This is a genomic window from Mesorhizobium sp. M0184 (assembly GCF_040322215.1).
GTDB lineage: Bacteria > Pseudomonadota > Alphaproteobacteria > Rhizobiales > Rhizobiaceae > Mesorhizobium.
The window spans coordinates 57,002-83,744 of the sequence record NZ_JAMYSZ010000001.1 but is presented as its reverse complement, the minus strand read 5'-3'; the positions used below and the strand labels follow the sequence as shown (position 1 = coordinate 83,744).

General features: G+C 64.1%; 28 protein-coding genes. 14 read left to right on the top strand and 14 right to left on the bottom strand.

Going from position 1 to position 26,743, the window contains the following annotated elements:
- The first annotated feature begins 80 nt into the window (after positions 1-80).
- From NKJ23_RS00445 to NKJ23_RS00425, 5 genes are all read left to right on the top strand, one after another.
- On the top strand, positions 81-1,466 hold the full coding sequence (locus tag NKJ23_RS00445; protein WP_352677612.1) for a M20/M25/M40 family metallo-hydrolase: 1,386 nt from the start codon (positions 81-83) through the stop codon (positions 1,464-1,466).
- Between the two features lie 103 nt (positions 1,467-1,569).
- Complete coding sequence (locus NKJ23_RS00440) at positions 1,570-2,190, top strand: ribonuclease D (RefSeq protein WP_023675237.1); 621 nt, start codon at positions 1,570-1,572, stop codon at positions 2,188-2,190.
- 43 nt (positions 2,191-2,233) lie between these two features.
- Complete coding sequence (locus NKJ23_RS00435; protein WP_352668657.1) at positions 2,234-2,485, top strand: hypothetical protein; 252 nt, start codon at positions 2,234-2,236, stop codon at positions 2,483-2,485.
- A gap of 291 nt (positions 2,486-2,776) precedes the next feature.
- Positions 2,777-5,029, top strand: coding sequence for a transglycosylase domain-containing protein (locus NKJ23_RS00430; RefSeq protein ID WP_352677610.1), 2,253 nt, complete (start codon positions 2,777-2,779; stop codon positions 5,027-5,029).
- Positions 5,030-5,090: 61 nt separating this feature from the next.
- Positions 5,091-5,843 (top strand): SDR family NAD(P)-dependent oxidoreductase, encoded by a 753-nt coding sequence (locus NKJ23_RS00425; RefSeq protein WP_023675240.1) that lies wholly within the window; start codon positions 5,091-5,093, stop codon positions 5,841-5,843.
- A 91-nt stretch (positions 5,844-5,934) separates the two neighbouring features.
- Here NKJ23_RS00425 and NKJ23_RS00420 read toward each other — a convergent pair whose 3' ends face one another.
- On the bottom strand, positions 5,935-6,384 hold the full coding sequence (locus NKJ23_RS00420) for a baeRF12 domain-containing protein (RefSeq protein ID WP_352448343.1): 450 nt from the start codon (positions 6,382-6,384) through the stop codon (positions 5,935-5,937).
- A 440-nt stretch (positions 6,385-6,824) separates the two neighbouring features.
- Here NKJ23_RS00420 and cysG point away from each other — a divergent pair, with 440 nt between their 5' ends.
- From cysG to NKJ23_RS00390, 6 genes are all read left to right on the top strand, one after another.
- A complete protein-coding gene (cysG, locus tag NKJ23_RS00415; protein ID WP_352677608.1) occupies positions 6,825-8,276 on the top strand; it encodes a siroheme synthase CysG in 1,452 nt (483 codons plus the stop codon).
- Positions 8,273-8,575 (top strand): DUF2849 domain-containing protein, encoded by a 303-nt coding sequence (locus NKJ23_RS00410; protein ID WP_352677606.1) that lies wholly within the window; start codon positions 8,273-8,275, stop codon positions 8,573-8,575. Before cysG ends, NKJ23_RS00410 begins: the two co-directional genes overlap by 4 nt.
- Before the next feature lie 49 nt (positions 8,576-8,624).
- Positions 8,625-10,295: a nitrite/sulfite reductase gene (locus NKJ23_RS00405; protein WP_352568238.1), complete on the top strand. Its 1,671-nt coding sequence runs from the start codon at positions 8,625-8,627 to the stop codon at positions 10,293-10,295.
- A complete protein-coding gene (locus NKJ23_RS00400) occupies positions 10,270-11,034 on the top strand; it encodes a phosphoadenylyl-sulfate reductase (RefSeq protein WP_352448339.1) in 765 nt (254 codons plus the stop codon). The genes NKJ23_RS00405 and NKJ23_RS00400 overlap by 26 nt, the downstream gene beginning before the upstream one ends.
- Positions 11,035-11,244: 210 nt before the next feature.
- The gene (locus tag NKJ23_RS00395; protein WP_352568237.1) at positions 11,245-11,781 is read left to right on the top strand and encodes a DUF934 domain-containing protein; all 537 of its coding nucleotides are present in this window, start codon (positions 11,245-11,247) and stop codon (positions 11,779-11,781) included.
- A gap of 135 nt (positions 11,782-11,916) precedes the next feature.
- Positions 11,917-12,537 carry a DJ-1/PfpI family protein gene (locus NKJ23_RS00390; RefSeq protein ID WP_352468335.1) on the top strand — a complete coding sequence of 207 codons (621 nt, stop codon included), beginning with the start codon at positions 11,917-11,919 and terminating at the stop codon, positions 12,535-12,537.
- Positions 12,538-12,684: 147 nt separating this feature from the next.
- Here NKJ23_RS00390 and NKJ23_RS00385 read toward each other — a convergent pair whose 3' ends face one another.
- Positions 12,685-13,707: a fatty acid desaturase gene (locus NKJ23_RS00385; RefSeq protein WP_352568236.1), complete on the bottom strand. Its 1,023-nt coding sequence runs from the start codon at positions 13,705-13,707 to the stop codon at positions 12,685-12,687.
- 127 nt (positions 13,708-13,834) lie between these two features.
- Positions 13,835-14,038, bottom strand: a complete 204-nt coding sequence (locus tag NKJ23_RS00380; protein WP_023675249.1) for a hypothetical protein — start codon at positions 14,036-14,038, stop codon at positions 13,835-13,837.
- Positions 14,039-14,274: 236 nt separating this feature from the next.
- Here NKJ23_RS00380 and grpE point away from each other — a divergent pair, with 236 nt between their 5' ends.
- Positions 14,275-14,910, top strand: coding sequence for a nucleotide exchange factor GrpE (gene grpE / locus NKJ23_RS00375; protein WP_023675250.1), 636 nt, complete (start codon positions 14,275-14,277; stop codon positions 14,908-14,910).
- A 104-nt stretch (positions 14,911-15,014) separates the two neighbouring features.
- On the opposite strand, the gene olsB is transcribed toward grpE, so the two are convergent.
- The 7 genes from olsB to NKJ23_RS00340 form a co-directional block, all read right to left on the bottom strand.
- Positions 15,015-15,890, bottom strand: a complete 876-nt coding sequence (olsB, locus tag NKJ23_RS00370; RefSeq protein ID WP_023675251.1) for a l-ornithine N(alpha)-acyltransferase — start codon at positions 15,888-15,890, stop codon at positions 15,015-15,017.
- Positions 15,891-16,039: 149 nt separating this feature from the next.
- A complete protein-coding gene (locus NKJ23_RS00365) occupies positions 16,040-18,328 on the bottom strand; it encodes a PAS domain-containing hybrid sensor histidine kinase/response regulator (RefSeq protein WP_352677603.1) in 2,289 nt (762 codons plus the stop codon).
- A gap of 88 nt (positions 18,329-18,416) precedes the next feature.
- Positions 18,417-19,406 (bottom strand): acrylyl-CoA reductase (NADPH), encoded by a 990-nt coding sequence (gene acuI, locus NKJ23_RS00360; protein ID WP_352453975.1) that lies wholly within the window; start codon positions 19,404-19,406, stop codon positions 18,417-18,419.
- 51 nt (positions 19,407-19,457) lie between these two features.
- A complete protein-coding gene (gene lspA / locus NKJ23_RS00355) occupies positions 19,458-19,934 on the bottom strand; it encodes a signal peptidase II (RefSeq protein WP_352678072.1) in 477 nt (158 codons plus the stop codon).
- Positions 19,935-19,960: 26 nt separating this feature from the next.
- Positions 19,961-20,824, bottom strand: a complete 864-nt coding sequence (locus NKJ23_RS00350) for a TrmH family RNA methyltransferase (protein WP_023675255.1) — start codon at positions 20,822-20,824, stop codon at positions 19,961-19,963.
- A complete protein-coding gene (locus NKJ23_RS00345; RefSeq protein WP_352677601.1) occupies positions 20,825-21,886 on the bottom strand; it encodes an RsmD family RNA methyltransferase in 1,062 nt (353 codons plus the stop codon).
- A gap of 88 nt (positions 21,887-21,974) precedes the next feature.
- On the bottom strand, positions 21,975-22,460 hold the full coding sequence (locus NKJ23_RS00340) for a DUF1772 domain-containing protein (protein WP_352677599.1): 486 nt from the start codon (positions 22,458-22,460) through the stop codon (positions 21,975-21,977).
- 106 nt (positions 22,461-22,566) lie between these two features.
- Between NKJ23_RS00340 and NKJ23_RS00335 the strand changes: the two genes are divergently transcribed.
- Both NKJ23_RS00335 and NKJ23_RS00330 read left to right on the top strand, forming a co-directional pair.
- The gene (locus NKJ23_RS00335; protein ID WP_352677597.1) at positions 22,567-23,250 is read left to right on the top strand and encodes a helix-turn-helix transcriptional regulator; all 684 of its coding nucleotides are present in this window, start codon (positions 22,567-22,569) and stop codon (positions 23,248-23,250) included.
- A gap of 86 nt (positions 23,251-23,336) precedes the next feature.
- Complete coding sequence (locus NKJ23_RS00330; protein WP_352506606.1) at positions 23,337-23,705, top strand: VOC family protein; 369 nt, start codon at positions 23,337-23,339, stop codon at positions 23,703-23,705.
- 115 nt (positions 23,706-23,820) lie between these two features.
- Here the strand turns inward: NKJ23_RS00330 and lhpI are convergent, their stop codons facing one another.
- The 4 genes from lhpI to sppA all read right to left on the bottom strand — a co-directional run bounded on the left by lhpI (position 23,821) and on the right by sppA (position 26,544).
- On the bottom strand, positions 23,821-24,789 hold the full coding sequence (gene lhpI / locus NKJ23_RS00325) for a bifunctional Delta(1)-pyrroline-2-carboxylate/Delta(1)-piperideine-2-carboxylate reductase (RefSeq protein ID WP_352677595.1): 969 nt from the start codon (positions 24,787-24,789) through the stop codon (positions 23,821-23,823).
- 52 nt (positions 24,790-24,841) lie between these two features.
- Complete coding sequence (locus NKJ23_RS00320; protein ID WP_352616482.1) at positions 24,842-25,174, bottom strand: LapA family protein; 333 nt, start codon at positions 25,172-25,174, stop codon at positions 24,842-24,844.
- A 47-nt stretch (positions 25,175-25,221) separates the two neighbouring features.
- Positions 25,222-25,506 carry an integration host factor subunit beta gene (locus tag NKJ23_RS00315; protein WP_023675261.1) on the bottom strand — a complete coding sequence of 95 codons (285 nt, stop codon included), beginning with the start codon at positions 25,504-25,506 and terminating at the stop codon, positions 25,222-25,224.
- An 81-nt stretch (positions 25,507-25,587) separates the two neighbouring features.
- Complete coding sequence (gene sppA, locus NKJ23_RS00310; RefSeq protein WP_352677593.1) at positions 25,588-26,544, bottom strand: signal peptide peptidase SppA; 957 nt, start codon at positions 26,542-26,544, stop codon at positions 25,588-25,590.
- Positions 26,545-26,743 lie beyond the last annotated feature (199 nt).

The window sequence follows — 26,743 nt, the reverse complement described above, 5'->3', positions numbered from 1 at the left end:
AGCTGTGGCCCAACGGTCGCGGGCTTTCCGTTTCGCCGCATGGGCCCTAGATTCGCCGCCAGAATCGAAAGGCCCGCCAGATGTCCGCAGTTTCCCCTGTTCTCGACCGCCTAGACAAGAACTTCGACCAGAGCCTGGAACGCCTGTTCGGCCTGCTCGCCATCAAGTCGATCTCCACCGATCCGGACTACGCCGCCGACTGCCGCAAGACCGCCGAATGGCTTGTCGCCGAGCTCAAGCTGATCGGCTTCGACGCCAGCGTGCGCGACACGCCGGGGCATCCGATGGTGGTCGCGCATCACGACGGGCCGGCGGGCGCGCCGCATCTGCTGTTTTACGGCCATTACGACGTCCAGCCGGTCGATCCGATCGAGCTGTGGGAAAGCGACCCTTTCGCGCCGGCGGTCAAGGAGATCGAGCCCGGCCACAAGGTGATCACCGGCCGCGGCGCGGCCGACGACAAGGGCCAGCTGATGACCTTCGTCGAGGCCTGCCGCGCGTGGAAGCAGGTGCATGGCGGATTGCCGTGCCGAATCACGATCCTGTTCGAGGGCGAGGAGGAGTCCGGATCGCCGTCGCTGAAGCCGTTTCTCGAGGCGAATGCGGATGAGCTCAAGGCCGATTTCGCGCTGGTCTGCGACACCGGCATGTGGGACCGCGATACGCCGTCGATCTGCGTCTCGCTGCGCGGTCTGGTCGGCGAGGAGATCACGGTGAGCGCCGCCGACCGCGACCTGCATTCCGGGCTCTATGGCGGTGCGGCAGCCAATCCGATCCGCATCCTGGCAAAGATCCTGGCCGACATCCACGATGCGGATGGTCACGTCACCATTCCAGGTTTTTATGACGGCGTCGAGGAAACGCCGTCGCAGATATTGCAGTCGTGGCTGTCGCTCGGCGAGACGGCCGAGACCTTCCTCGGCCCGATTGGCCTGTCGATTCCGTCCGGCGAAAAGGGCCGCTCGGTGCTCGAGCTCACCTGGGCGCGACCGACGGCCGAGTTCAACGGCATTATCGGCGGCTATACCGGCAAGGGCTTCAAGACGGTGATCGCCGCGCAAGCCTCGGCAAAAGTCTCCTTCCGCCTGGTCCACAAACAGGATCCGGAAAAAATCCGCGCCGCCTTCCAGGCATTTGCCAGGCAGCGCGTGCCAGCGGACTGCTCGGTCGAATTTCATCCGCATGGCGGCTCGCCGGCAATCCAGCTTTCCTACGACTCGCCCTTCCTCGCCAAGGCCAAGCAGGCGCTGTCCGACGAATGGCCGAAGCCAGCGGTGGTGACCGGTAGCGGCGGCTCGATCCCGGTGGTCGGCGATTTCCAGACCTATCTCGGCATGGAATCGCTGCTGGTCGGTTTCGGTCTTGACGACGACCGCATCCACTCGCCGAACGAGAAGTACGAGATGAGCTCCTTCCACAAGGGCCAGCGCTCCTGGGCGCGCATTCTCGAGGCGCTGACACGCTGAAATTGCGCCAGACTCAAGTTTTTGTTGATTTTTCGCCGGATCGCGGCAAGGACGGGCATGGTCTGTCGCGCATCGCTGCACGGGGCCGCGACCGGAGAAGACGATGAGCGACATACGTTTCCACAAAAACGATCTGCCCGGCCTGCTGCATTACGATGTCGGGGCGGTCGCCATCGACACCGAGACGCTGGGGCTGAACCCGCATCGCGACCGGCTCTGCGTCGTGCAGATCTCGCCTGGCGACGGCTCGGCCGACGTCATCCAGATCGCGCCCGGCCAGAAGAAGGCGCCGAACCTCGTCAGCCTGCTCAAGAACCGCAGCATCACCAAGCTCTTCCATTACGGCCGCTTCGACCTTGCCGTGCTCTACAATGCCTTCGGCGTCATGCCGGAGCCGGTGTTCTGCACCAAGATCGCGTCGCGGCTGACGCGCACCTACACCGACCGGCACGGGCTCAAGGACATCTGCTTCGAGCTTCTCGGCGTCGGCCTGTCGAAGGCGCAGCAATCGTCGGACTGGGCGGCCGAGACGCTGTCGCCCGAGCAGCTCGAATATGCGGCCTCCGACGTGCTCTATTTGCACCGGCTGCGGGACGTGCTGAGCGCGCGGCTGGCGCGCGACAACCGGACCAGGGAGGCCGATGCCTGCTTCCGCTTCCTGCCGACGCGTGCGAAACTCGACCTGATGGGCTGGGATGAAGAGGACATCTTCGCCCACAGCTGATGGCCTTCTGGCACTTTAACGCCGTCGGCCGGGAGGAATTGAAATGGCTGCGCGAAAACCAATCGAGACGGCACCCAAGGACGGCTCCAAGGTCACCGTCTACTGGCAGGACAGCGACGGCGTGATGAACGAGAGCATCGCGCAATACCGTTCGCTCGACCGGCTGAAGGCGGCCGGCGGCGACTGGGACGAAAGCGACGCCGGCTGGTGGGCCTATACGGACGGCCATACGCAAAGAAAGATCGAGCCGATCAGCTGGCGGCCGGCCTCCGACGATGCGGATGCCGACGACTGAGGGTTGTCGCAACCGCCGAACTGAAGTGATTATTCTGAGGCAAAGCATATTTTGTTCTTGCTTTGTGCCTGCAGCTATGCTACTAATTTCGCTATGGTGCTCATTGGCTCCAACGACCCGCCCGCCGAGGCGGGTTTTTCATTTCCGGCTTTGGCGCTGTCGCGGGCCGCAGCCGTTCGGCAAGCGACTGAATACAGTTTATTTCGATTTTTGCCGGCTTAACCCGCCTTTAAACCGCCGCATCTAGTCTTCAACCCCAACGCCATAGGCATGGGGAAGACAGCACAGCGCATGGCGAACCGGAAAGACAGCCGCATCGAGCCCAGCTTCGAGGCATCGCCGGGGGCGAGATCCTCGACCGGTTTTTCGGTAAGCGAGGAGGACCGCGTCGTGCCGAGCAACCGAAAAGCCGCTGCAAAGCGCAAATCGTCCAAGGCCAAGCCGCCGCGCGGCGGGCGCGGCAAAAGCCGGCGCGGCGTGTTCGGCGTGCTTGCCCGGCTGTTCTACTGGTGCTTCGTGCTGGCCATCTGGGGCGGCATCGCCACTGCCGGCATCGTAGTCTACTACGGCGCGAAAATGCCGGCGGCCACCACCTGGGCCATTCCCGACCGCGCCCCCAACATCAAGATCGTCTCGGTCGACGGCCAGCTGCTTGGCAATCGCGGCATGAGCGGCGGCGAGGCCGTCGGCCTGCACGAAATGTCGCCCTATATTCCCGAGGCCGTCATCGCCATCGAAGACCGCCGCTTCTATTCGCATTTCGGCATCGATCCGATCGGCCTTTCCCGGGCCATGGTGACCAATGTGCTGGGCGGGCATTTTTCGCAGGGCGGCTCGACGCTGACCCAGCAGCTGGCCAAGAACCTATTCCTGACGCCGGACCGCACGCTGGAACGCAAGGTGCAGGAAGTGCTTTTGGCGCTGTGGTTGGAGCACAAGCATACGAAGGACCAGATCCTCGAAATGTATCTCAACCGGGTCTATTTCGGCTCTGGCGCCTATGGTGTCGAAGCGGCCTCGCGCCGCTATTTCGGCAAGAGCGCGCGCGACGTCACGCTGTCGGAGGCGGCCCTTCTCGCCGGCCTGCTCAAGGCGCCGTCGCGGCTGTCGCCGGCGCGCGACCCGAAGGCCGCCGAACAGCGTTCGCAACTGGTGCTCGCCGCGATGCGCGACGAGGGCAAGATCAGCGCCAAGGAGATGACAACGGCGATGAGCGCGCCGGCGACGCGTTCGCCGTCCTACTGGACCGGCTCGGAAAACTATGTCGCCGATACGATCATGGAAGAACTGCCCGACCTGATCGGCGACGTGCGCCGCGATATCGTCGTCGACACGACCGTCGATCTGACGCTGCAGAAACTCGCCGAGCAATCGATCCGCCGGCTGATCGACCAGAGCGGCAAAAAACTCAATGTCAGCCAGGGCGCGCTGGTGTCGATCGACAATTCCGGCGCGGTGCGCGCGATGGTCGGCGGTTACGACTATTCGACCAGCCAGTTCGACCGCGCCTCGGAAGCGCGCCGCCAGCCCGGTTCGGCGTTCAAGCCGTTCGTCTATATGGCGGCGCTGGAATCCGGCCGTACGCCCGACAGCGTGCGCAACGACGCACCGATCAAGATCGGCAACTGGACGCCCGACAATTACGGCGGCAAGTATTTCGGCAAGGTGACGCTGGCGACGGCGCTGGCAAAATCACTGAACTCGGTGGCCGCGCAGCTGACCATGGAAGTCGGGCCGAATGCGGTGGTCGAGGCGGCGCACCGCATGGGCATCCAGTCCGAGCTGACGGCCAACACCTCAATCGCGCTGGGCACCTCGGAAGTGACGCCGCTGGAACTGACCTCGGCCTATGTTCCCTTCGCCAATGGCGGTTATAAGCCGGACATCCATTTCATCCGCCGGGTCACGACGAGCGACGGCAAGGTGCTCTACGAAAACAATGGCGGCGGTGCGCCGCGCGTCGTCAAGCCCGATGTCGTCGGTATGATGAACTCGATGATGACCGGCACGGTCGAGATCGGCACGGCCAGGAAGGCGGCGTTCGCCTGGCCGGCGGCCGGCAAGACCGGCACCAGCCAGAATTCGCGCGACGCCTGGTTCATCGGCTATACCGCCAATCTGACCACCGGCGTCTGGTTCGGCAACGATGACGGCAGCGCGATGAAGAAGGTCACCGGCGGCGCACTGCCGGCGCAGGCCTGGCACGAGTTCATGGTCGCCGCGCATGAGGGCGTGCCGGTGCGGCCGCTGCCTGGAACCTGGAAGTCGACGCCGCCCGACACCATCGTCCCAGACGAGATACCGTCCGATACGGCGCCGCCGGCGCCGGTCGCTTCCGTCGGCCAATCGGCGCCGCCTGTGGCAGCTACCCAGTCGGCTTCGCGTCCCGTGCGTCCCGCCGAGACGGTCGATGCCGGCGGCCTGGCCATGCCGGGCGTCGACAGCGCCACCGGATCGATCAAGCACCCGGTGCCGCCCGGCAATGTCGGCGGCCCTGTCAAGAAGCGGCAGACCTCGATCCTTGATATTCTGACAGGCGGCTGAGCGACAGACCCCTCGCAACCGCGACGGTGTTCCGCTACATGTCCTCCTGGAGACAAGCGACATGGCCGAAACCGACACCAGAAAGACCATCGTGCTGACCGGCGCCAGCCGTGGCATCGGCCACGCCACGGTCAAGCGCTTTTCGCGCGAAGGCTGGCGCGTCATCACCTGCTCGCGCCAGGCCTTTGCCGAGGACTGCCCGTGGCCGGCCGGCCCGGAGGACCATATCAAGGTCGACCTCGCCGACCAGGAGGATGTCGGCATCGCCATCTCGGAAATTCGTCATCGGCTGGAGGCGCATGGCGGGCAGCTGCACGCGCTGGTCAACAATGCCGGTATCTCGCCGAAGCTCAAAGACGGCAACAGCCGCATGAACTCTATCGACACGCCGATGCATGTCTGGCGCGACGTCTTCCAGGTGAATTTCTTCGCCCCGATCATGCTGGCGCGGGGATTGTTCAAGGAACTGGCATCGGCCAAGGGCTCGATCGTCAACGTCACCTCGATCGCCGGCACCCGCGTGCATCCTTTCGCCGGCACCGCCTATGCGACATCGAAGGCGGCGCTCGGCTCGCTGACGCGCGAAATGGCGCATGATTTCGGCCCGCACGGCATCCGCGTCAACGCCATTGCGCCGGGCGAGATCGACACCGCGATCCTGTCGCCGGGCACCGAAAAAATCGTCGAGACCATCCCGCTGAGGCGCCTGGGCACCACGGCGGAAGTCGCCGACATCATCTTCTTCCTGTGCTCGCAGCAGGCGTCTTACGTGACCGGTTCGGAAATCCACATCAACGGCGGCCAGCACGTGTAGAAGGCTTTCCAGGCGAGCGAGCCGGCAGGATTTGCCTGCATCGCGGGCGGCGTGTTCAAGTCTGGCGGCGGTTGACGCCGCGGATGCCCGATCAGGTCGCCTGCAGCAGGCTCTCGATATCGGGTATGCTGTGGTTGGTCAGCGTCTTTGGAATTTCGGCCGTTATCTTGTCGGTCACCTCCTTGTGCAGTTTCCTGCGCATGTCGCCCAGCACCGGCGGCGGCGCGATCAGCACGATCTCCTTGAAGCTGCCGCGATGCGCGAGCTTGTAGAGTCTGTCGGCAATCTCTTCGGCAAAACGCTCCTTGCCGAGACGGTGCCAGTCGGTGTCCTCGACCGCACTGCGGTGGACGGAAGGGCCGTCGCTGTAGCGGCCGGGGCGGTCCGTGCCTTGTTCTCGGGTTGCCGGATTTTCCTGCTCCATCTCGTGCACGACCTGAAGGTCGGGATATTGGACGTCTCCACGGTTCTCGAGAAACAACGCCTTTTCGCCATCTGCCACCACGATCCACAGTCCGCGTTTCAGTCTGACGTTGCTCATGGGGCGCTCCTTTTTTGATTTTTCAAGCCCATCGCCAAGCCTTTGCCGTAGGGGCATGACCGGGCCTGGGCCCATAGGGCAAACGCGTGCCGAGGCGGGAATGTTCCGGTACTCGGACCCGGTATTCCGACAAGGGCCGACGAGAGCGCGGGGCTGCCGTCGATCGCTCGGTCAGCATCCGGCGGCTTAATCTACTAAATTGATAGAATTTAGAAAAATCTGTTTTGTGGTTAGCTCCTCCAGCCGCTAGAAAGGCAGCGGATCAAGGGCTGCAGCAGCAGCTTCAATCTGCTCCGCATTTGAATGTGGAATATTTTTCTCTTGGCCTTCATGCTTGCAGAAAAGAGATTGCCTGCTACGAAGCGATGCGCGAGTGGGTGCCTTCTGGTTTTTCGCGCCCCCGCGTAGAACTGACAAACGGTTCCAGGATTCCGCTCGTCATGCCGCAAGCCACGCCCAAGCTCAATGCCTTTCCCGTCTTCATGCGGGTCGAGGGCGAAGCCATAGCCATCGTCGGCGGCGCAGAGGAAGCGCTGGCCAAGGCGCGGCTGCTCGCGCAGTCGAGCGCTGTGCTGCGCATCGTCAGCGATGAAACAAGCCCGGAGCTGCTGGCCTTTATCGCCGAGACGGGGGCCGCCCACATCGCCGACGCCTATGATGCAGCACATCTCAATGGTGCGGTGATGGTGTTTGCCGCCAGCGGCGACGAGGCCCTCGATCGCCGCGTTGCCGGGGATGCGCGCCGGCTGGGCATTCCGGTCAATGCCGTCGACCGGCCGGAGCTATGCGATTTCTTCACGCCGGCACTGGTCAACCGCGCGCCGGTCGCCATTGCCATCGGCACGGAAGGTGCCGGCCCGGTGCTGGCGCAGATGCTGCGCAGCCGCATCGACCGCATGCTGTCGCCCTCGCTCGGTCCGCTCGCAGCGCTCGCCGCATCGTTTCGCGACACCGCCGAAAGACTGCTGCCGAAGGGCAATGCCCGCCGCCGCTTCTGGAGCGATTTCTTTGGCGGCGCGCCAGCCCGCGCTGTCGAGGCCGGCGAGCTTTCGCAGGCGCATGATGCGGCCGTCGGCCTGCTGCTTTCGACAGAACCGGCATCGGGCCATATCGCGCTTGTAGGCGCCGGTCCAGGCGCCGAGGACCTTTTGACGCTGCGCGCCCATCGCCTGCTGATGGAAGCCGACGTGATCGTTCATGACGCGCTGGTGCCGGAGGCGATCGTCGCCATGGGCCGCCGCGATGCCGAGCGCCTGCCGGTTGGCAAGCGCAAGGGCTGCCATTCCAAGAGCCAGGCCGAGATCAATGCGCTGCTGGTCGAGCTTGGCCACGCCGGCAAGCGTGTCGTGCGGCTGAAGTCCGGCGACCCGCTGGTGTTCGGCCGGGCCGGCGAGGAGATGGCGGCACTTCGCGATGCCGGCGTCGCCTACGAAGTGGTTCCGGGCGTCACCGCAGCCTTCGCCGCCGCCGCCGATTTCGAACTGCCGCTGACGCTGCGGGGCGTGTCGTCGTCGATGGTGTTCACCACCGGCCATGACCTCAAGGGAAATTCGCTGCCAGATTGGGCAAAGCTCGCTATTTCCGGCGCGACGGTCGCCGTCTATATGGGCCGCTCGGTCGCTGCAGAGGTCGCCGGCCGGCTGATCGAAGCCGGCCTGTCGCCTGATACGGCCGTCGCCGTGGTCGAGAATGCCAGCCTTGCCAACCGCCGCCGTTTCCACGGCACGCTCGCCGACCTGCCATCGCTGGAGGCGCGTGCCGACCTCAGCGGCCCGGTGATGACCATCATCGGCGACGCCGTCGCCGGCGCCAATTTCGAACGGTCCGAGCCGCTGGCGGCACACAGGCAGGAAAGCGTGGCCCGTGCTGCCGCGCAAGGAGTGAACCAATGAAAGTCCTGACCGCGAACCGCCTCGCCGACGGCATAGCCGTCTGGTACGCCAATGGCGGCTGGGCCGAGACCATCGACCATGCCGACATCGCCCATGACAAGGCGGCCGAGGACCGGCTGGAGGCGATCGGCGCCAAGGCCTCCGCCAACAACGAAGTGGTCGACGTTAATCTGATCGACGTGACCTTGGTCAACGGCACGGTCGAGGCGGTCCGGCTGCGTGAAAAGATCCGTGCCGCCGGCCCGACCACCCGCAACGATCTGGGCAAGCAGGCCCGTCCGCAAGCCCGCGCGGCGTAAACGACCACACACTGATGAAACGGGCGGACGCGCTCGGAAAGACCTGAATATGTACCGTTACGATGAGTTCGACCACGATTTCGTCAAGGCCCGCGTCGCCGAGTTCAGCGACCAGGTCGCGCGGCGGCTTGCCGGCGAGATCACCGAGGACCAGTTCCGGCCGCTGCGGCTGATGAACGGAGTCTATCTGCAGCTGCATGCCTATATGCTGCGCATCGCGGTGCCCTACGGCACGCTGAACAGCAAGCAGCTGCGCATGCTCGGCCACATCGCCCGCAAATACGACAAGGGTTATGGGCATTTCACGACGCGCCAGAACATCCAGTTCAACTGGCCGGCGCTGTCGGACATCCCGGCGATCCTGGCGGATCTGGCAAGCGTCGAGATGCACGCCATCCAGACCAGCGGCAATTGCATCCGCAACGTCACCGCCGACCACTTCGCCGGCGCCGCCGCTGACGAGGTTGCCGATCCGCGCCCCTATGCCGAAATCCTGCGGCAATGGTCCTCGGTGCATCCGGAGTTCTCGTTCCTGCCGCGAAAATTCAAGATCGCGGTGACCGGCGCCGAGCGCGACCGCGCCGCCATCCAGACGCACGACATCGGCCTGCACCTGAAGAAGAACGCCGCCGGCGAGCTCGGTTTCGCCGTCTATGTCGGCGGCGGCCAGGGCCGCACGCCGATGGTCGCCAAGAAGATCCGCGATTTCCTGCCCGAAGCGGATCTGTTGTCCTACTGCACGGCGATCCTGCGCGTTTACAACCTCTATGGCCGGCGCGACAACAAGTTCAAGGCGCGCATCAAGATCCTGGTCCATGAGACCGGCGTCGAGGAGATCACCCGCCAGGTCGAGGCCGAATGGCAGGAATTGAAGGACGCCGAGCTGAGGCTGCCGGAAGAAGACATCCGCGCCATCGATGCCTATTTCGCGCCGCCTCCGCTTGTCGATCGGCCGGAAGGCGACGAGGCGGTCAAGCTTGCCCGCCTCGACTCCAAGAGCTTTTCCGAATGGCTGGACCAGAATGTGGTCACCCATCGCCATCCCGACTACGCGGCAGTGACCATCTCGCTCAAGGGCATCGGCGAGACGCCGGGCGATGCCTCCGACAGCCAGATGGAAGCGGTCGCCGACATTGCCGAAAAATATTCATTCGACGAGCTGCGCGTCAGTCACGAGCAGAACCTGATCCTGCCGCATGTGGCGCGGGCCGACCTCAAGGCGGTCTATGACGCGCTTGTCGATATCGGGCTGGCGACGGCCAATTCCAACCTGATCAGCGACATCATCTCCTGCCCCGGCCTTGACTATTGCGCGCTGGCAACGGCGCGTTCCATCCCCGTGGCGCAGGAAATCTCGCGGCGCTTTGCTTCGCTGGAGCGCCAGCGCGAGATCGGCGAATTGAAGCTGAAGATTTCCGGCTGCATCAATGCCTGCGGCCATCACCATGTCGGCCATATAGGCATCCTCGGGGTCGAGAAGAAAGGCGCCGAGCTTTACCAGGTGACGCTCGGCGGCTCGGCCGACGAGAACACCTCGGTCGGCGAGATCATCGGCCGCGGCTTCAGTTCGGAAGAGATCACCGATGCCATCGAGCAGATCGTCGAGACCTATCTCGGGCTTCGGCTGGACAGAAACGAAAGATTCATCGACGCCTACCGCCGAGTCGGTCCCGCGCCGTTCAAGGAGGCGCTCTATGCTGGCGAAGCCAAGGCCGCTTGACCGTATTGTCGACGTCGAGGCCGGCATCGCCGCCCAAGCGGCGGGTCTCGACGCGCTCTACGGCCATCTGAAGCCGCTGGAGATCATCGAGCGGTCGACCCGGGAGTTCTTTCACGGCGAAATCGCCGCCGTCTCGTCCTTCGGCGCGGATTCGGCGGTGCTGCTGCACATGATCGCCGAGATCGACCGCACGCTGCCGGTGATCTTTCTCGACACCGGCAAGCATTTCGAGGAGACGCTCGGCTATCGTGACGCGCTGGCCGCCGATTTCGGGCTGAGCGATATCCGGGTGATCAGGCCCGACGATGCGGCGCTGGCAAGGATCGACCCGACCGGCAATCTGAACGAGACCGACACCGACGCCTGCTGCGACGTGCGCAAGGTCGAGCCGCTGGCGCGCGGCGTCGAGCCGTTCCGCGCCTGGTTCACCGGCCGCAAGCGCTTCCAGGCGGCGACCCGGGCAGCGCTGCCAGTGTTCGAGGCGGTCGGCTCGCGCATCCGCATCAATCCGCTGGCGCACTGGACGACATCGGACCAGGCCGGCTACATGCGCGCACATGCGCTGCGTGAAAACCCGCTGGTCGCCTATGGCTATCTGTCGATCGGCTGCTTCCCATGCACGCAGCCGGTGCAGCCGGGCGACGACGCGCGCAGCGGCCGCTGGGCCGGGCACGCCAAGACCGAATGCGGCATCCACTTGTCGGGGCTGGAAAGGTCGCTGACCGACGCCTCGCTTTAGGATATGTTGATATTCAGCCGGCCTGCAAACGGCGGCTTCCTGCGCTTCCGGCGCTCACGTACCCAAAGTACGCTCCGCTCCGGTTCTCGGAAGCCACCCAGTTTGGTCGCTTCGCGCCCGCCGTCGGCTTCGGCTTGGCCTGACCTGAATCTCGACACACCCCCGGGGTGTTTTGAATTTGAGAATATTGTGGACTTGGGAATTTTCTTGATGAGCGACTTGATAGCCGAAAACGCAATGCGGCTGTGGACACCGGATGGGTTCCGCGAGGACGAGTGGGTTCATGCCGAAAGCGCCGAGGCGCTGGTCGGCAATGGCCGTTTCATCCTGCCGTTGCAGGCGTTTCTCGGCCTCGATCCGGAGGTGCGGCGGTCGGCGAAGGAGCGCATCGGTGTGCTGCTGCAGCCCGGCGATCAGCTCGAAAAGATCGCAGGCCTGCTCGATCAGCTGTCACTGGTGGCGCTGGCGTTTCCGGCGTTCAATGACGGCCGCTCGTTCTCCAAGGGCGAATTGCTGCGCAGCCGTTATCATTTTGCAGGCGCTATGCGCGCCACCGGGCAGGTGCTGATTGATCAGCTGCCGCATATGCTGCGCGTCGGCTTCGATGAATTCGAGATATCGCACCCGGTGCTGCTGAAGCGGCTCGAGCAAGGCCGCACAGGCGGACTGCCGCTGTTCTATCAGCCGGCGGTGAAGCCGGAGGCCAAAGGCCCGAAATATTCCTGGCGGCGGGTGCGCGCCGGCTGATCCGCTCCAGAGGGCCAGAAGCCTTCTGGTCGGACCACATTCCAGATTCAACCTTTTATTTTGCGCCTCTCCGCCTTAGGATAGACCCATTATTTCGCGATCCGAATAAATGTGGCCACAAGGGAGGAACCGGGTATGGCTGGCAAGAAGATATTGATGCTCGTTGGCGAGTTCAGCGAGGAGTACGAGATTTTCGTCTTTGAACAGGCCATGCATGCGGTGGGCCACACCGTCCATGTCGTTTGCCCCGACAAGAAGGCCGGCGATATCCTGAAGACCTCGCTGCACGACTTCGAGGGCCACCAGACCTATACGGAAAAGCTCGGCCACGACTACATTCTCAACAAGACGTTTTCCGAGGTCAACCCGGCCGAATACGACGCCGTCTACGCGGCGGGCGGGCGCGGGCCGGAATATATCCGCATCGACAAGCGCGTGCAGGCGCTGGTGCGGCATTTCCATGAGACGGGAAAACCGATCTTCACCATCTGCCACGGCGTGCAGATCCTGATCGCGGTCGACGGCGTGGTGCGCGGCCGCGAAGTCGCGGCGCTGCAGTATTGCGAGCCGGAAGTCACGCTGGCCGGCGGCATCTATATCGATGTTGCGCCGACCGGCGCCCATGTCGACGGCAATCTGGTGTCGGCCAAGGGCTGGCCGGGCCTTGCCGCGTTCATGCGCGAATGCCTGAAAGTGCTGGGCACCGAGATCCGCCAGGGCGAGATCCTGATGCGCGACCAGCGCCAGGCGGCTTAAGCTCGGAATGTGGAGCCCGCCGCACCCCTAACGCATGTCGCGCAAAAGTGTTCAGCGGTTTTGCGATAACGGCATGCATAAACAAGAACCTAAAGCGCGTCGCATGAGGCCGGTCGAGCGCGACGCGCTTTAGGTGCGGCGGTACGTCTACACGGCCATCCGCGCTTCGCGGAACGATACCAGCTTGCTGCGGCTCTCGTCCCACAGCGCCAGCTTGACGCAGCGCAGGCTGTCGAGGAGTGTGACGCGGCCGATCTCACGCAGCTCCGGATAGTCCCTCAGCACTTCCGGAAGCCGGTAGCATGGCACCTTGGCCGAGAGGTGGTGCACGTGGTGGACGCCGATATTGCCGGTGATCCAGTTCAGCACCGGCGGCAGGTCGTAATAGGACGAACCGTGCAGGGCAGCGTGCTGGAATTCCCACTCGGAGTCCTTTGTCCACTCCGTCTCTTCGAACTGATGCTGGACATAGAACAGCCAGATGCCGGCCGATCCGGCGAGGATGACGATCGGCAAATGCACGACCAGAAACGCGCCGGGGCCAACGAACCAGATGAGCAGCGCGGCTATGACCGTGATGGCTAGGTTGGTCGACATCGACGACACCCAAGGGGTGAGGCCGCCCCGCATCATGCCCAAGGGCAGTCTCTGCTCGAAAATGAAAATCCAGATCGGGCCAAGGCCGAACATCACCAGCGGATGGCGATAGAGGCGATAGGCGAGCCGGCCCCGCCACGACAGTTGCCGGTATTCGGCGACGGTCAGTGTCTTGATGTCGCCGGTGCCGCGCTCGTCGAGATTGCCGGCGCTGGCGTGATGGGTTGCGTGGGCGCGGCGCCAGCAATCGTAGGGCGTCAGCGTCAGCACGCCAAGGACGCGGCCGATCCAGTCGTCGGCATAGCGATTGGCAAAGAAGGAGCCGTGGCCGCAATCGTGCTGGATCATGAAGATCCGCACCAGAAAGCCGGCGGCTGGAAGGATGAGGACCAGACCCCACCAATGGCCATAGGCATAAGCGGCCGAGGACAATGTCCACAGCGTGGCGAAGGGGATGAGGGTGATGGCGAGTTCGACGGCGCTGCGACGCCTGTCGGGCTTTTTATAGCGCGACAGGATTTTCAACCAGGCGCGCTTGCTGTTTGCCACAGCTTCGGGGGAAATCATGTTCATCATGAAACATAGGCGGAGCAGCGCGCTGCCGCAAGCCGGCGATCACGCAAAGTTACTGCGGGTAAATGTCGCGCGATGGCGAGGAATTGATGGCCGCAGTCGCCGGGCGCACGGCCTGCAATGGTGTCTACCGACGGCGCCCGCCTGCGACCACCTTGGCTTCCACGCCGTCCAGGCGGTCGAGCAATTCCTTCAGACGGTCGGGAATATCGGACTCCGTGCGGAAGGCCGGCAAGGTGCGCAGAAAGCGCTTGGTCGCCTCGGTGCCGAGCTGGCGCCGGATATCGGCGGCGAGCCCATCGCGTTTTTCGCCATTCCTGCGGGGCATCATCCAAAATCCTGTGTCGGCTTCGAAACTCTTCCAAGGGAGGAATGGTTCCCGCATTGTAGTGTCCCGGCAAGCAAAGACGTCGGGTACGGTAAAGTTTGAATTAAAATCGAAAGGTCTGCGCCGTCCGCCATCAATCAGCGACAGCGGCTGCAGTATCGCTTGCCCCTTGATTTTTGGCCGCTAAACCTCGATATCGGGCGCAAATCCACACCATTCGAAAATGACGGGAAACGGCGATGAGCGACCAGGCAAAAGACGAACGCGCGCCCGATGAAGCCGAGAAGACCGAGGCTGCCGCGGAGCCAAGGGAAGGTGGCGTCGACGGCGACTATGAAGCGCTTGTGCGGCTTCTGAAGGAAAACGAAGAGCTGAAGGATCGCGCGCTGCGCGTCGCGGCCGACATGGAGAACTTGCGTCGCCGCACCGCCCGCGACGTCCACGACGCGCGCGCCTATGCGGTTGCCAATTTTGCCCGCGACATGCTTTCGGTGTCAGACAATCTGCGCCGTGCGCTGGATGCCATCCCGGAGGAGGCCAAGGCTTCGGGCGATGCCGGCTTCAAGGCGCTGATCGACGGCGTCGAGATCACCGAGCGCGCCATGCTGTCGGCGCTGGAACGCCACGGCGTGAAGAAGCTCGAGCCCGAGGGCGAGAAATTCGATCCGAATTTCCACCAGGCGATGTTCGAGGTGCCCAATCCCGACGTACCGGCCAACACGGTCGTGCAGGTCGTGCAGCCCGGCTATTCGATCGGCGAGCGTGTTCTGCGGCCCGCCATGGTCGGCGTCGCTAAGGGCGGCCCCAAGCATGTGGCGAGCGAAGCGCCAGTCGAGCCGGGGCCGGTCAACGAGCAGGCTGAGAAAGATGCGTGAATGGGTGAATGGTCAATAGTGAATGGTTAGTAGTGAGTAGCCAATTGCTGCTCCAGCAGTCAGTGCTATGTTCTATTCACTATTCACTATTCACTATTCACTATTCACGCCGCAAACCGCTGCGCTTCTCCACCATAATAATTGACGTAGCGGGCACCAATCTCCTTGACCGGCATCACCACGAACACGTCGACCGTCGAGAATTCACGGTCGATGACACAACCGTCGCCAATGCGCGCGCCGACGCGCAGATAGCCCTTGACCAGCGGCGGCATCGCCGCGATCGCCGCCTTGGTATTGACCGCCTCGATCGGCATCAGATCCATGGAACAATAGCGCCCGGCGACGGCGCGCACGTCCCAGGATGAATTCGTCCGGCAGTGGTGGGCAAGATAGGTCAGCGCCTCCGCATGTGCCGCCGGCACGGTGCCGTGGAACGACGCGCAGCCGGTCATCACGCCGATGCCGTAATGGTTGATGTAGGCCCAGATGCCTTGCCACAGCGCCTCGATGGTGCGCTTCGAGCGGTATTCCGGCAGAACGCAGGAGCGGCCGAGCTCGAGGAAGCGCTGGCCGGGATGCCGCGCGATCAGCTTGGTCAGCTCGAATTCACCTTCGGAATAGAAGCCGCCGGCGGCCGCGGCAATCTCCTGCCGCAGCAGGCGGTAGGTGCCGACGATGCGGCGATGCTCAGGGCCGGAAAGCGAAGTATCGAAGACCAGCAGATGGTCGCAGAGGGGATCGAAGCGGTCGGCATCGCGGCGGTCCTGCATCTGAAACAGGTCCTTCCTGGCGCCAAGCTCGTCGTAGAACACCCGGTAGCGCACTTCCTGCGCGGCAGCGATCTCGGCCTCGTTGCGGGCGAGCCGCACTTCGAGATTGCCGATGCGGCCGAGCGATGCGCCTTTTATGACGGCATCGGCGTTCCGGCCGACGAGCAAAGGCCCGCTGGCGTTCGGCCGAGCATCACATTCCGGCATGACTGTATGCACGAGTGATTCTCCTTCGAGCCATCCCTCTTGGCACGGGGATACGGTGTAGGTGCAACAGGATTGTGACAGTACCGTGATACGCCTCTGCGGGCAATACTTCGTCGGCTGGGTAATCTATCAACCGTCTATGTTGTGCCTCAGGCGGCCGCTTGCCCTTCGACCGCATGAACCAGGGCATCGGGGTCGAGCGGCTTGGTGACGAAGCCGCTGGCACCGTGAGCGAGCACGGCGTGGCGGGTCTTTTCCTGGCTGTCGGCCGACAGCACCATGATCGGCACCGGCGGCACCGCGGTCTCCTCCTCATGGCGGCGGATGGCGGCGATGGCGTCCAGACCGTCCATGACAGGCATGTGCAAGTCCATCAGCACCACGTCGTAGCGGTGCTTGTGGCCGGTGCTGATGACCGCCTCGACCGCGGCCTTGCCGTTGCCGACCACTTTCACGCGATGCCCGGCCTTCAGCAGCGTGGCGCGGGCCAGCATGGCGTTGATGTCGTTGTCCTCGGCGATCAGCACCGACAGGCCCTGCTGGCGGGCGCCAATGGCGTGCCCCGCCTGCGCGCCGCGCCTTTGCAGTTGCGGCTCGGCGATGACCGGTGCATGGCTGGTCAAAAGCACGCGCAGCAGTGTCTCGCCGCGCACCGGCCTCGCCAGGAAGGTGGCGTAACCGTTGGCACGGAACTCGCCAAGCATGCCGCGGTCGGTCGGCGCGATCAGCGTCACTGCCTCGCAATCGGCAAATCCGCTCTGGCGCAGGCGCCTGAGCAGCCTGCCGTCGCTTTGCTCCATGGCAGCATCGATCAGAAGCACGTCACAGCCCTCGGCGAAAGCGGTGGCCTGGGCGGCGGCGGTGGCCAGATCGACCGTGCCGCCATTGGCGCGAATGGTGCGGGCGAGGGCTTCGGCCTCGACCAGGTTCTTCGACACGATCACCGCATGCCGGCCCGACAGCGCGTCCTGGCGGATCTGCGGCGCCTCGACGGCGGAAATAGCGGGAATATCGAAGACGAATTCGGACCCCTGGCCAAGCCGGCTCGACACCGAGATAGCGCCGCCCATGGCGGTCACCAGGCGCTTGGAAATGGCGAGACCGAGGCCGGCACCGCCATGCGCACGGGTCGAGGTGCCGTCAGCCTGTTCGAAGTCCTCGAATATGCGCTCCATGTCCTCCTCGCGCAGGCCGGGGCCGGTGTCGGTGATGGTGAAGCGGATGCGGTCGGTGGTTTCGGTGCGGACGCGAGCGATGCTTGCCAGGACGCCGCCGCTGTCGGTGAACTTGACGGCGTTGCCGATGAGATTGAGCAGCACCTGCCTGACCCTGCCGGGGTCGGCGGTGATCAGCTGCGGCACGTCGGGTTCGACATGACAGCCGAGGCCGATATCCTTGGCAAAAGCCCGCGCCGCCAAAAGCTCGATGACATTGTCGGCGATCTCGCGCACCGACATTGGCTGCGGTTCGGGATCGAAGCGGCCGGCCTCGATCTTGGAGTAGTCGAGCAGGTCCTCGATCAGCGCCAGCAGCGCGCTGGCCGAGGTCGAGATGGCGCCGACATAGGTCCGCTGCTCGGGCGAAAGGCTGGTGTCGGCGAGAAGCCGGGCCATGCCCATGATGCCGTTCATCGGCGTGCGGATCTCGTGGCTGACGGTGGCGAGGAAGCGCGATTTGGCCTGGCTCGCATATTCGGCCCGCTCGCGGGCGGTGATCAGCGAGGATTCGGCGCGCTTGCGAGCGGTGATGTCGCGGGCGATGGCGCGATGCGAAACGGCGCCGCTGTCCTTGTCGCGCACCGACAGCTCGATCCAAGAGAACCAGCGTGGGCCGTCCGGCGTGCGAATGGCGACGTCGGTGGAACTCAGGCATTCATGGTCGGAAAACGCGGCGTCGGGGACGATGCCGACATCGATGCCTAGTTCGGCCAGGGTCTTGCCGGCAAGGTCGCGCTGGTCGGTTTCGACAAGGTCGGCGAAAACCTTGTTGGCGTAGACAATGTGGCCGTCGCGGTCACGATGGACGACGAGATCGCCGAGTGCATCGATCAGCCCGCGAAAGCGCTCCTCGCTCTCCTGCATCTCCCACATGCGGTCGGCCAGCGTCTCGATTTCGGCGCGGCTGCGGGCGGTCGTGGCATCGAGCAGGGCCACCGCGCGGCGCTCGGTGCGCCTGTTGCGCAGATGCATGGCGAGCCCGGCGATGGCTGTCGCCAAAAGGCCGATGGTGATGAAGATCGGTGCCCCGGTCAGATGCGAAAAGCCTGCCAGCACGACGATGGCGACGAGCGTCAGGAAGGGCAGGCCTTCGCGGTTGGAGGCCGGCAGTTCCGGCGCCAGCGGTGGCGCGTCGACAAGCTGCCGTCCTGGCGCCGCGGGGGCCGTCCCGTCGGCCCGTTCGGCTGGTTCCGCCTCTCTGATGCCGGGTTCCGCAATCATACGGAAATCCTGCCAGGCAGAGCTTATCGAAGGTTGTGGTTGATCGCTCGAATTTTAGCGGTCGCGCTCTTTTTTATCCCTTGGGGGCTCACATATCCACCACCACGCGGCCGCGGATCTTACCCTCGACGATGTCATGCGCGGCGCCGATGATGCCGTCGAAGCCGATGCTCGTCGACAGGCTGGCAAGCTTTGCGTGGTCGAGATCGGCGCCGATGCGGCGCCAGGCCTCGAGGCGGACCGCCTTCGGCGCCATCACCGAATCGATGCCGAGCAGCGAGACGCCGCGCAGGATGAAGGGGGCGACGCTTGCCGGCAGGTCCATGCCGCCGGCGAGGCCGCAAGCGGCGACGGCGCCGCCATAGGAGGTCATCGACAGAACGTTGGCCAGCGTGTGACTGCCGACCGCATCGACGCCGCCGGCCCAGCGTTCCTTGGCGAGCGGTTTTGCCGGCTGGGTGAGCTCGTCGCGTGAAATCACTTCCGCGGCGCCGAGGTCGATCAGATAGGGGCTTTCGGCAGCGCGGCCGGTCGAGGCGATGACGTGATAGCCGAGGCTGGACAGGATCGAGACCGCGACCGAGCCGACGCCACCGGCAGCGCCGGTCACCACCACCGGGCCGCGATCGGGCACGATGCCGTGGCGCTCCAGCGCGATGACGCAAAGCATGGCGGTGTAGCCGGCGGTGCCGACCGCCATCGCATCATGCGGGCTCATGCCGTCCGGCAACGGCACCAGCCAGTCGCCCTTGACGCGGGCGCGCCCTGCAAAGGCGCCGAAATGCGTCTCACCGACGCCCCAGCCGTTCAATATGACCTTGTCACCTTCGCGCCAGTCGGGATTGGAAGACGAGATGACGGTGCCGGCGAAATCGATGCCCGGCACCAGCGGCCAGCGGCGGATCACCGGCGCCTTGCCGGTAATTGCAAGACCGTCCTTGTAGTTCACCGTCGTCGCCTCGACCGCGACGGTGACGTCGCCCTCCATCAGGTCTGCCTCGGTAAGCTCGGTCACCGCGACTGACTGGTTTTTCTCGGCGTCACGCGAAACGAGGATGGCTTTGAAGGTTTCGGGCATTTTTTCTCCTCGGGCTTGCAGATCAGAATGTGCGGCGCCAGGCGAGCGAGGTCAATCGCTCGACGCTCCGCGCCGCCAGCCAATGAGCTCATCGAAGACGACCAGCACGGCACCGACCGAAATGAAGGCATCGGCGAGGTTGAAGATCGCGAAGGACCAGACCGGCGTGTGAAACAGAATATAGTCGATGACATGACCGTAGATAGCGCGGTCGATCAGATTGCCGAGCGCGCCGCCGACGATCAGCGCGAAGCCGACGCGAGCAAGCAGGTGGCCCGGCGGCGTGCGGGCCGCAAGATAGAGCACGAAAGCGACCACCACAACCGCGACGACCACCAGGCCGGTGTCGCCGAAGGACGAAAACAGCGAGAACGCGATGCCGGTGTTATAGGTGCGGTACAGCGCCAGGAACGGAAGCAGGTCGAGCCGTTCCTGAAAGGCAAGACCGGTTTCGACTAGGTATTTCAGCCACTGGTCGAGCGCTATCGCGGCGACGACCAGAAGAGCATACGGCCTCCAGGACTTCATGGTTTGCAGTTTCACGGTTTGAGATGTCACGATCTGGCGTCCTCCGGGCCGAGCTTCAGCGCGCCGCGCCGGATCTCGAACAGCATGACGCCGGTGGCCACCGCAAGGTTGAGTGAATCGGCGCGGCCGGCCTGCGGTATCCGCAGCAGTTTGTCGCAGCTTGCGGCAAGCTCGTCAGGCAGGCCTTGCTGCTCGTTACCCATCATCAAAAGCACCGGGCCTTTTGAAAAATCGACCGAGCGGTAGTCGACCGCACCCTTCAGATGGGTGCCGGCGACGAGGCCGGGAAAGCTCGTTCGCCAGGCGAGAAAAGCTTCGGGCGACGCCTTGGCGACCGGCACGGCGAAAATCGAGCCCATGGTGGCGCGCACCGTTTCGACCGAAAAGGGATCGGTGGTCTCGCCGACCAAGATGACGCCCCTGGCCCCGACAGCGTCGACCGTGCGGATGACGGTGCCGAGATTGCCGGGGTCGCGGACGCGGTCGAGCGCCACCCAGACGTCGCCGTCACGGGCGCGGATATCCTTCAACGGCAGGAATTTCTGCGAGAACACGCCGACGACCATTTGCGGATTGTCGCGGCGGGTGATGGCGACCAGCACTTTTTCCGAAACTTCAAGGACGGTGCCGCCGGCGGCGACCGTGCGCGCCGCGATCTTTTCAACCGCCGTATTGCCACGTCCGGCCTTGGCGAAGACCAATGTCCTGATCGACCAGCCGAGATCGAGCGCGTCGATGACCAACTTCAGGCCTTCGGCCATGAAGGCATTCTGCTGGTCACGGAATTTCTTCAGCGCGAGCGCCTTGATGTCCTTGACCAGCGGGTTGGCGAGGCTGGTGACTTCCTTCACCTGCCCTGGCGCGCCCGCGTGCCGTTCGTACGCACTCATTCAGGCCACCCAGCGTGAGAACAGCGAGGTCGAAAGCGCCCGACCGGCAGATTTCTCGCGGATGATCAATTCGCCCGACTCGACCGTGCCGCCCATGCCGGCGAAGGTGTCGCGCATCAGGGCATGGATGGCGAAAAAAGAGGCGCGGATCGAATAGGCGGTCAGTACCACGGCGAGCGGCTTCGGCGTCAGGATCGCGCGGCAGATATCGGTCAGCGCCGGCAGGTCCTCGAACAGCTGCCAGACCTCGCCTTTCGGTCCGCGGCCATAGGCGGGCGGGTCGAACAGGATGATGTCGTAGCGGCTGCCGCGGCGCTCCTCGCGTTCGGCGAATTTCACGGCATCGTCGACGATCCAGCGGATCGGCTTTTGCGACAAGCCCGCTATTTCCTGGTTTTCGCGCGCCCAGCCGATCGCCTTCTTGGAAGCATCGACGTGGGTGACCTCGGCGCCGGCACGCGCCGCCACCAAGGAGGCAAGGCCGGTGTAACCGAACAGGTTCAACACCTTCACCGGCCGTTTTGCCGCCGCGATCAGTCCGGCCATGTGGTCCCAGTGCGAGGCCTGCTCGGGAAAGACGCCGACATGGCGAAACGAGGTGAAGCGGCCGAGATAATCGATGCCGTCATGCTTCATCGGCCAGGTCTCGCCGAGCGGCGTCTTGGGGAAACGCCAGCGGCCGATGCCTTCCTCGTCTGTATCGCCGGTGAAAATGGCGTCGGCGCGCTCCCAGTCCCTGGCCGGCAAAGCCTTTTGCCAGATCGCCTGGCCCTCCGGCCGAACGATGCGGTAGGGGCCGTATTGCTCGAGTTTTTCTCCGGCGCCGCTGTCGAGCAGCGCGTAGTCCTGATTGGGGCCGACTTCGAGGATCAGCGGCAAATGTTCGGCAGGCAGCGTACCATCGCGGCGGGATAGAGGGCGCGGCGCGGCTTTCGGCTCGGACCGATCCTGCGGTTTTGTCTCCGGACCAGCAGTTCGATTGGCGTCGCGCTGCCGCGGCTGCTCCGCCACGCCCTTCGCGGGCGGGCGGCTGTCGCGGCGTTTGTCGCGAAAAGGTTTCAAGAAGGCGCATCTCCGGAAGGCGGCTCGCCGCTTCTGCCACAGCACATTGACCGGCGCAACAAAAGGGCTGCCGACGTGTGCAACCGGATCAGCCGCGCCTGATCGACAGCAGGCCGACTGCGAGCGCTATGAAACCAACGGCCTTGAAGCCGGTGACGACCATATGGCCGGTTTCCCAGCTGCTCCGGATACTTTCGAAATTGTCCGGGATCGGTCCAGGCACCCAGGTGGCCAGGACATCGTTTGCCGGTTTGACCAGGGTAAACCACGCCACGAGGGCCATCAGATAAAGCACGGTGGCGGCCAAAATCCACCAGAATGCCGGGCGGTCGCTGCGCAGCATCCAGGCGAGGAGGCCCGGACAGACGATCGCCGCCACGTCCAGCGGTGCGCCGACAATCGCGAAGAATTGGAACTGAGCGTTGAAGACAGTGGTGTCACGCCAGAGCGAAGGCGGCCATCTGGTCAGCCGCGGCACCGATTCCAGCACATGGGCGAAGGACGGCCCAAGGCTGAGCGCAGCGACGATGGCGGTCAAAACAGACCAGAACAACAGAAAACCGCGTATATCCATAATAGCCAGACAACGGCGTCAGGGCGCAGGCGTTCCCGTCTGCCACCATGTCGCTTGCCGCCGAAAGTGCTGGGGCTCTATCGTGATTGAAACCAGGTCATGATTCATGTCCCGTGCTGAACGCCTGCTCGACCTGATCCAGATCCTGCGCCGGCATCGCCGGCCGGTCAGCGGCCGCAGCCTCGCGGGCGAAATGGGTGTGTCGATCCGCACGCTCTATCGCGATATCGCCACGCTGCAGGGGCAGGGCGCGCCGATCGAGGGCGAGGCGGGGCTGGGTTACGTGCTCAGGCCAGGCTTCATGCTGCCGCCCTTGATGTTCACCGATGAGGAGATCGAGGCGATCGTGCTCGGTTCGCGCTGGGTGGCCAAGCAGCCGGACTGGCGGCTTGCGAACGCCGCCACCGACGCGCTGGCCAAGATCGCGGCGGTGCTGCCGGACGATTTGCGCGAAGAGCTCGACGCCTCGACGCTGCTGGTCGGGTCGCGCACCGAGGTCACCGAAGGCGTCGATCTCGGCGTGGTGCGGCAGGCCATCCGCGAGGAGCGCAAGCTGAGCTTTGTCTATCGCGACGCCGGCGGCGCTGCCTCCGAGCGCACCGTCTGGCCGTTCGCACTCGGCTTCTTCGACAAGGTGCGCGTCGTCGCGGCCTGGTGCGAGATGCGCCAGAATTTCAGGCACTTTCGCGCCGACCGGATATCCGGCCTCAATGCCACCGAGATGCGCTATCCGCGCCGCCGTCAGGTGCTGCTCAAAGAATGGCGGGCGACGCTCGACACGCCAAGCTAAGGCTGCTGCTCAGTTGAGACTGCTGCCAGAATCTGGCAGTGGCGTACGGTATGCTCCTCCAGTCGAAACCATCTGGAGAGCAATTCATGACACCGCCCAATTTCGTCATCCTCTATGTCGACAAGCCTGAGCAAAGCGGCGCCTTCTATAGCGCGCTGCTTGGGCGGCAGCCGGTCGAGACCTCGCCGACCTTCGTGCTGTTCGTGCTCGACAACGGCTTCAAGCTCGGCCTCTGGTCGCGTCACACCGTGGAACCGGCCGCCGCGGCAGCAGGCGGTGGCGCCGAGATCGTCTTTGCGCTGGACACGCCGGGTGCCGTCGACGCCACCCATGCCGAGTGGGCCGGGCGCGGGCTGAAAATTCTGCAGACGCCGACCGACATGGATTTCGGCCGCACCTTCGTCGCGCTTGATCCCGACAGCCACCGGCTGCGGGTTTATTGGCAAAGGGAGTAGGGCGGCAGTAAGGGAGTAAGGCAGTAAGGCAGTACGTGACAGGAAACATAGCTGGCGCGACGCCGCACGATCAGTACGGTTTCCTACTGCCCTACTGCCCTACTGCCCTACTGCCCTACTGCCCTACGCTTGCGCGACACACGGCAATGCCGGCGGCGAGGTCCTCGAGGGCTGCGCCGACCGACTTGAACAGCGTGATCTCGTCGTCGTTCTGCCGGCCTTTTTTCTGGCCGCGCGTGAGTTCATAAAGGTCGGCGACGATGGCTTCCGGCTTCAACATGCCGGATGCCAGCGGCTGGACGATGTCACCGGCTTCCTTGGTGGCGCCGGCGCGGGTGTCGACATAGACGCGGGCGCGTACGATCGCGTCGTCGTCGCTTTCGCGCATCGCCGGCGTGAAGCCGCCGACCAGATCGACATGGGTTCCGGGCTTCAACAGTGCCCCCTTGATCAGTGGCATGGTGGTGATGGTCGCCGACGATACGATATCGGCCTTTCCGAGTTCGGCGTCGAGATCGCCTGCTGCTTCGGCCGAAAAACCCTCGGCACGCAATTTTGCCGCGACCTTTTCGGCATTCGCCGGCGTGCGGTTCCAGATGCGGATGTTCTTGATCGGACGCACCGCCGAATGCGCCTTTGCAAGGAATGGCGACAGCGCGCCGGCGCCCACTATCAGCAGCCGCGATGCGTCCTCGCGGGCCAGATAGGAGGCGGCCAGCGCCGAGGCACAGGCAGTGCGCCACTGTGTCAGCCGCTGGCCATCGATCAAGGCCTGCGGTTCGCCGGTGGTGCCGTCGAGCAAGAGGTAAAGCCCCATCACCGCGGGCTTGCCGACGGCATTGTTGTCGGGCGACACGGTGACGATCTTGACGCCGATATGGCCATCGGCCGAGGTGCCGGCGGCGTTGAAGTCCGTCCAGGCCGGCATCAAAAGCAGCGTCGAGGCGGCGCCGTCGGGCCGCTCGACCGTGTGATGATGCCTGACCGGCTGCACGGCGCCGTCGCGAAAAGCGGCGCGCAATGTCTCGACCAGCCCGGGAAAGGTCAGCGCGCGGTCGACCTCGGCGGCGGAAATGGTCAGCATGAAAGGCTCCGTGGAGAAATAGGCCAGCTGCGCTTCAGGCCCGAGTCGCGGCTCAGTTCGTCGGCTTCGGCAAGGCTGGGCTCTGCGACGCGGTGGGCGCGCGGCTGACCGCCTGGCGCAGGTTCTCTGCCTCGGCGCCGCGCTGGCGCGCCAGCTTGCGGTAGCGGCCCTGCTTGATCCAGGTCGCCAGGCTGCCGACGATCATGCCGATGGCCAGCGCCAGGAACAGGAAAATGAAGAGCGGCACGGTCAGCGTCAGCGCCGGATTGCCGGGATTGAACGGATCGAGCGTGAAGGCCACCGGTTCGCGGTTGGCGACGGCCAGCGCAATCAGGATGACGGCCAGCGGCACGAAAACCACGATGAGAATGAAGCGATTGAACATGTTTTTCCGTTCGGAAGCAAAGGCACCAGCGGTGGCGGGCGCCGCGCCTATTTGCCTCCGTTCAGCCTTTCACGCAATTCCTTGCCGGTCTTGAAGAACGGTACCCATTTCTCCTCGACCTCTACGGATTCGCCGGTGCGCGGGTTGCGGCCGGTGCGGGCAGGGCGATTTTTCACCGAAAACGCGCCGAAGCCGCGCAACTCGACCCGGTTGCCCTCGGCAAGCGCGTCGGTGATTTCATCGAAGATGGCGCTGACAATGTTTTCGACGTCGCGCAGGAAAAGATGCGGATTACGCGTGGCGATGATCTGCACAAGTTCGGATTTGATCATGAAAAGGCTCCCCGTAAAAGCAGTGCCGCCGAAATTATCAGAATGATTTTATTTGGTTTTTCACTCGTCCCAAGCGGTTGCTCAAGGGTGCCAGACGGAAACGAGACCGTCAAGAAACAAGCGGTCCGCTCCAATTTCGTGAAGGACGTCGCCGCCATGGCCGGCCAGGCCAAGCGCAGCACCGACGGTCTGCGCCATCGCCTTGGAGAACAGGAAACCACCACGTTTTTCCGTGTCCTTCCATTCCACCACCTTGAGCTTGGCATCGACACCCTTGCCTGCAAGCCAGTCGATTGCTTCGGCTTCGCCGCCGACTGCGTCGATCAATCTGTTGGTGACCGCCTGCCGGCCGGTGAAGATCGACCCGTCTGCGAGCGCCAGCGCCTCCGGCTTGGTCATGTTGCGGCGCTCGGCGACGATGCCGACGAACCAGTCGTAGCTGTCGAGGATGAGCTTGCGGACCATGGCGCGCTCATCGTCATTGGTCGGCTTGAAGGGAGAAGGCGAGGCCTTCAAGGGCGAGGATTTCACCTCCTCCAGCTTGACGCCGAGCTTGTCCATGAGGCCACTGACGTCCGGGTACTGGATCAGCACGCCGATCGAGCCGACGATCGAGGATTTGCGTGCGACAATATGGTCGGCCGCGGTGGCGATCATGTAGCCCGCCGAAGCCGCGAGCGTGCCGACCTCGGCCACCACCGGCTTGTCGGCAGCGAGCTTGCGCACTGCCTCGTAGATCGATTCGCCACCGACGGTGGTGCCGCCGGGTGAATCGATCGACAGGATCACAGCCTTGACGCGCGGCGACTGACGGATTGCATCCAGCCGCTTGATCAGTTCTTCGTCTTCGGTGATGGTACCTTCGATCTTGACCTTGGCGATGTGGTCGACAGTCGCGCCGGTGAAGTCGTCACCATAGATCCACGCCGAAAAGGCGATCAGCCCGGCTGCGGCGACGATAACCGCCGCGACACGCCAGAATGTCAGCTTGCGGCGCAAGCGGCGGCGGTCGATCAGGTCGTCGGCTCTCAATGCCATGGTCAGCCTCGTAGTCGGTGGGAGCAGATGCTTTTAAAGCAACCATTCGCGCCCGGCTACCGTTTCCTGACGGCCTTGCGCCAAAGGCCGTCTTAGGCATTCGCGACAAGCCTCAACCTGTCACGTTCTACAGGCTCTAACACTGTGCGCCCATATCTGGTATGAGGTACAGGCTGCGCTGGGGCCATTTGCATTGTAC

Excerpts from the sequence above, each read along its gene's own strand:
- NKJ23_RS00445 (WP_352677612.1), top strand. The coding sequence starts at position 81 with ATGTCCGCAGTTTCCCCTGTTCTCGACCGCCTAGACAAGAACTTCGAC.
- NKJ23_RS00440 (WP_023675237.1), top strand. The coding sequence starts at position 1,570 with ATGAGCGACATACGTTTCCACAAAAACGATCTGCCCGGCCTGCTGCAT.
- NKJ23_RS00435 (WP_352668657.1), top strand. The coding sequence starts at position 2,234 with ATGGCTGCGCGAAAACCAATCGAGACGGCACCCAAGGACGGCTCCAAG.
- NKJ23_RS00430 (WP_352677610.1), top strand. The coding sequence starts at position 2,777 with ATGGCGAACCGGAAAGACAGCCGCATCGAGCCCAGCTTCGAGGCATCG.
- NKJ23_RS00425 (WP_023675240.1), top strand. The coding sequence starts at position 5,091 with ATGGCCGAAACCGACACCAGAAAGACCATCGTGCTGACCGGCGCCAGC.
- NKJ23_RS00420 (WP_352448343.1), bottom strand. The coding sequence starts at position 6,384 with ATGAGCAACGTCAGACTGAAACGCGGACTGTGGATCGTGGTGGCAGAT.
- cysG (WP_352677608.1), top strand. The coding sequence starts at position 6,825 with ATGCCGCAAGCCACGCCCAAGCTCAATGCCTTTCCCGTCTTCATGCGG.
- NKJ23_RS00410 (WP_352677606.1), top strand. The coding sequence starts at position 8,273 with ATGAAAGTCCTGACCGCGAACCGCCTCGCCGACGGCATAGCCGTCTGG.
- NKJ23_RS00405 (WP_352568238.1), top strand. The coding sequence starts at position 8,625 with ATGTACCGTTACGATGAGTTCGACCACGATTTCGTCAAGGCCCGCGTC.
- NKJ23_RS00400 (WP_352448339.1), top strand. The coding sequence starts at position 10,270 with ATGCTGGCGAAGCCAAGGCCGCTTGACCGTATTGTCGACGTCGAGGCC.
- NKJ23_RS00395 (WP_352568237.1), top strand. The coding sequence starts at position 11,245 with ATGAGCGACTTGATAGCCGAAAACGCAATGCGGCTGTGGACACCGGAT.
- NKJ23_RS00390 (WP_352468335.1), top strand. The coding sequence starts at position 11,917 with ATGGCTGGCAAGAAGATATTGATGCTCGTTGGCGAGTTCAGCGAGGAG.
- NKJ23_RS00385 (WP_352568236.1), bottom strand. The coding sequence starts at position 13,707 with ATGAACATGATTTCCCCCGAAGCTGTGGCAAACAGCAAGCGCGCCTGG.
- NKJ23_RS00380 (WP_023675249.1), bottom strand. The coding sequence starts at position 14,038 with ATGATGCCCCGCAGGAATGGCGAAAAACGCGATGGGCTCGCCGCCGAT.
- grpE (WP_023675250.1), top strand. The coding sequence starts at position 14,275 with ATGAGCGACCAGGCAAAAGACGAACGCGCGCCCGATGAAGCCGAGAAG.
- olsB (WP_023675251.1), bottom strand. The coding sequence starts at position 15,890 with ATGCCGGAATGTGATGCTCGGCCGAACGCCAGCGGGCCTTTGCTCGTC.
- NKJ23_RS00365 (WP_352677603.1), bottom strand. The coding sequence starts at position 18,328 with ATGATTGCGGAACCCGGCATCAGAGAGGCGGAACCAGCCGAACGGGCC.
- acuI (WP_352453975.1), bottom strand. The coding sequence starts at position 19,406 with ATGCCCGAAACCTTCAAAGCCATCCTCGTTTCGCGTGACGCCGAGAAA.
- lspA (WP_352678072.1), bottom strand. The coding sequence starts at position 19,934 with ATGAAGTCCTGGAGGCCGTATGCTCTTCTGGTCGTCGCCGCGATAGCG.
- NKJ23_RS00350 (WP_023675255.1), bottom strand. The coding sequence starts at position 20,824 with ATGAGTGCGTACGAACGGCACGCGGGCGCGCCAGGGCAGGTGAAGGAA.
- NKJ23_RS00340 (WP_352677599.1), bottom strand. The coding sequence starts at position 22,460 with ATGGATATACGCGGTTTTCTGTTGTTCTGGTCTGTTTTGACCGCCATC.
- NKJ23_RS00335 (WP_352677597.1), top strand. The coding sequence starts at position 22,567 with ATGTCCCGTGCTGAACGCCTGCTCGACCTGATCCAGATCCTGCGCCGG.
- NKJ23_RS00330 (WP_352506606.1), top strand. The coding sequence starts at position 23,337 with ATGACACCGCCCAATTTCGTCATCCTCTATGTCGACAAGCCTGAGCAA.
- lhpI (WP_352677595.1), bottom strand. The coding sequence starts at position 24,789 with ATGCTGACCATTTCCGCCGCCGAGGTCGACCGCGCGCTGACCTTTCCC.
- NKJ23_RS00320 (WP_352616482.1), bottom strand. The coding sequence starts at position 25,174 with ATGTTCAATCGCTTCATTCTCATCGTGGTTTTCGTGCCGCTGGCCGTC.
- NKJ23_RS00315 (WP_023675261.1), bottom strand. The coding sequence starts at position 25,506 with ATGATCAAATCCGAACTTGTGCAGATCATCGCCACGCGTAATCCGCAT.
- sppA (WP_352677593.1), bottom strand. The coding sequence starts at position 26,544 with ATGGCATTGAGAGCCGACGACCTGATCGACCGCCGCCGCTTGCGCCGC.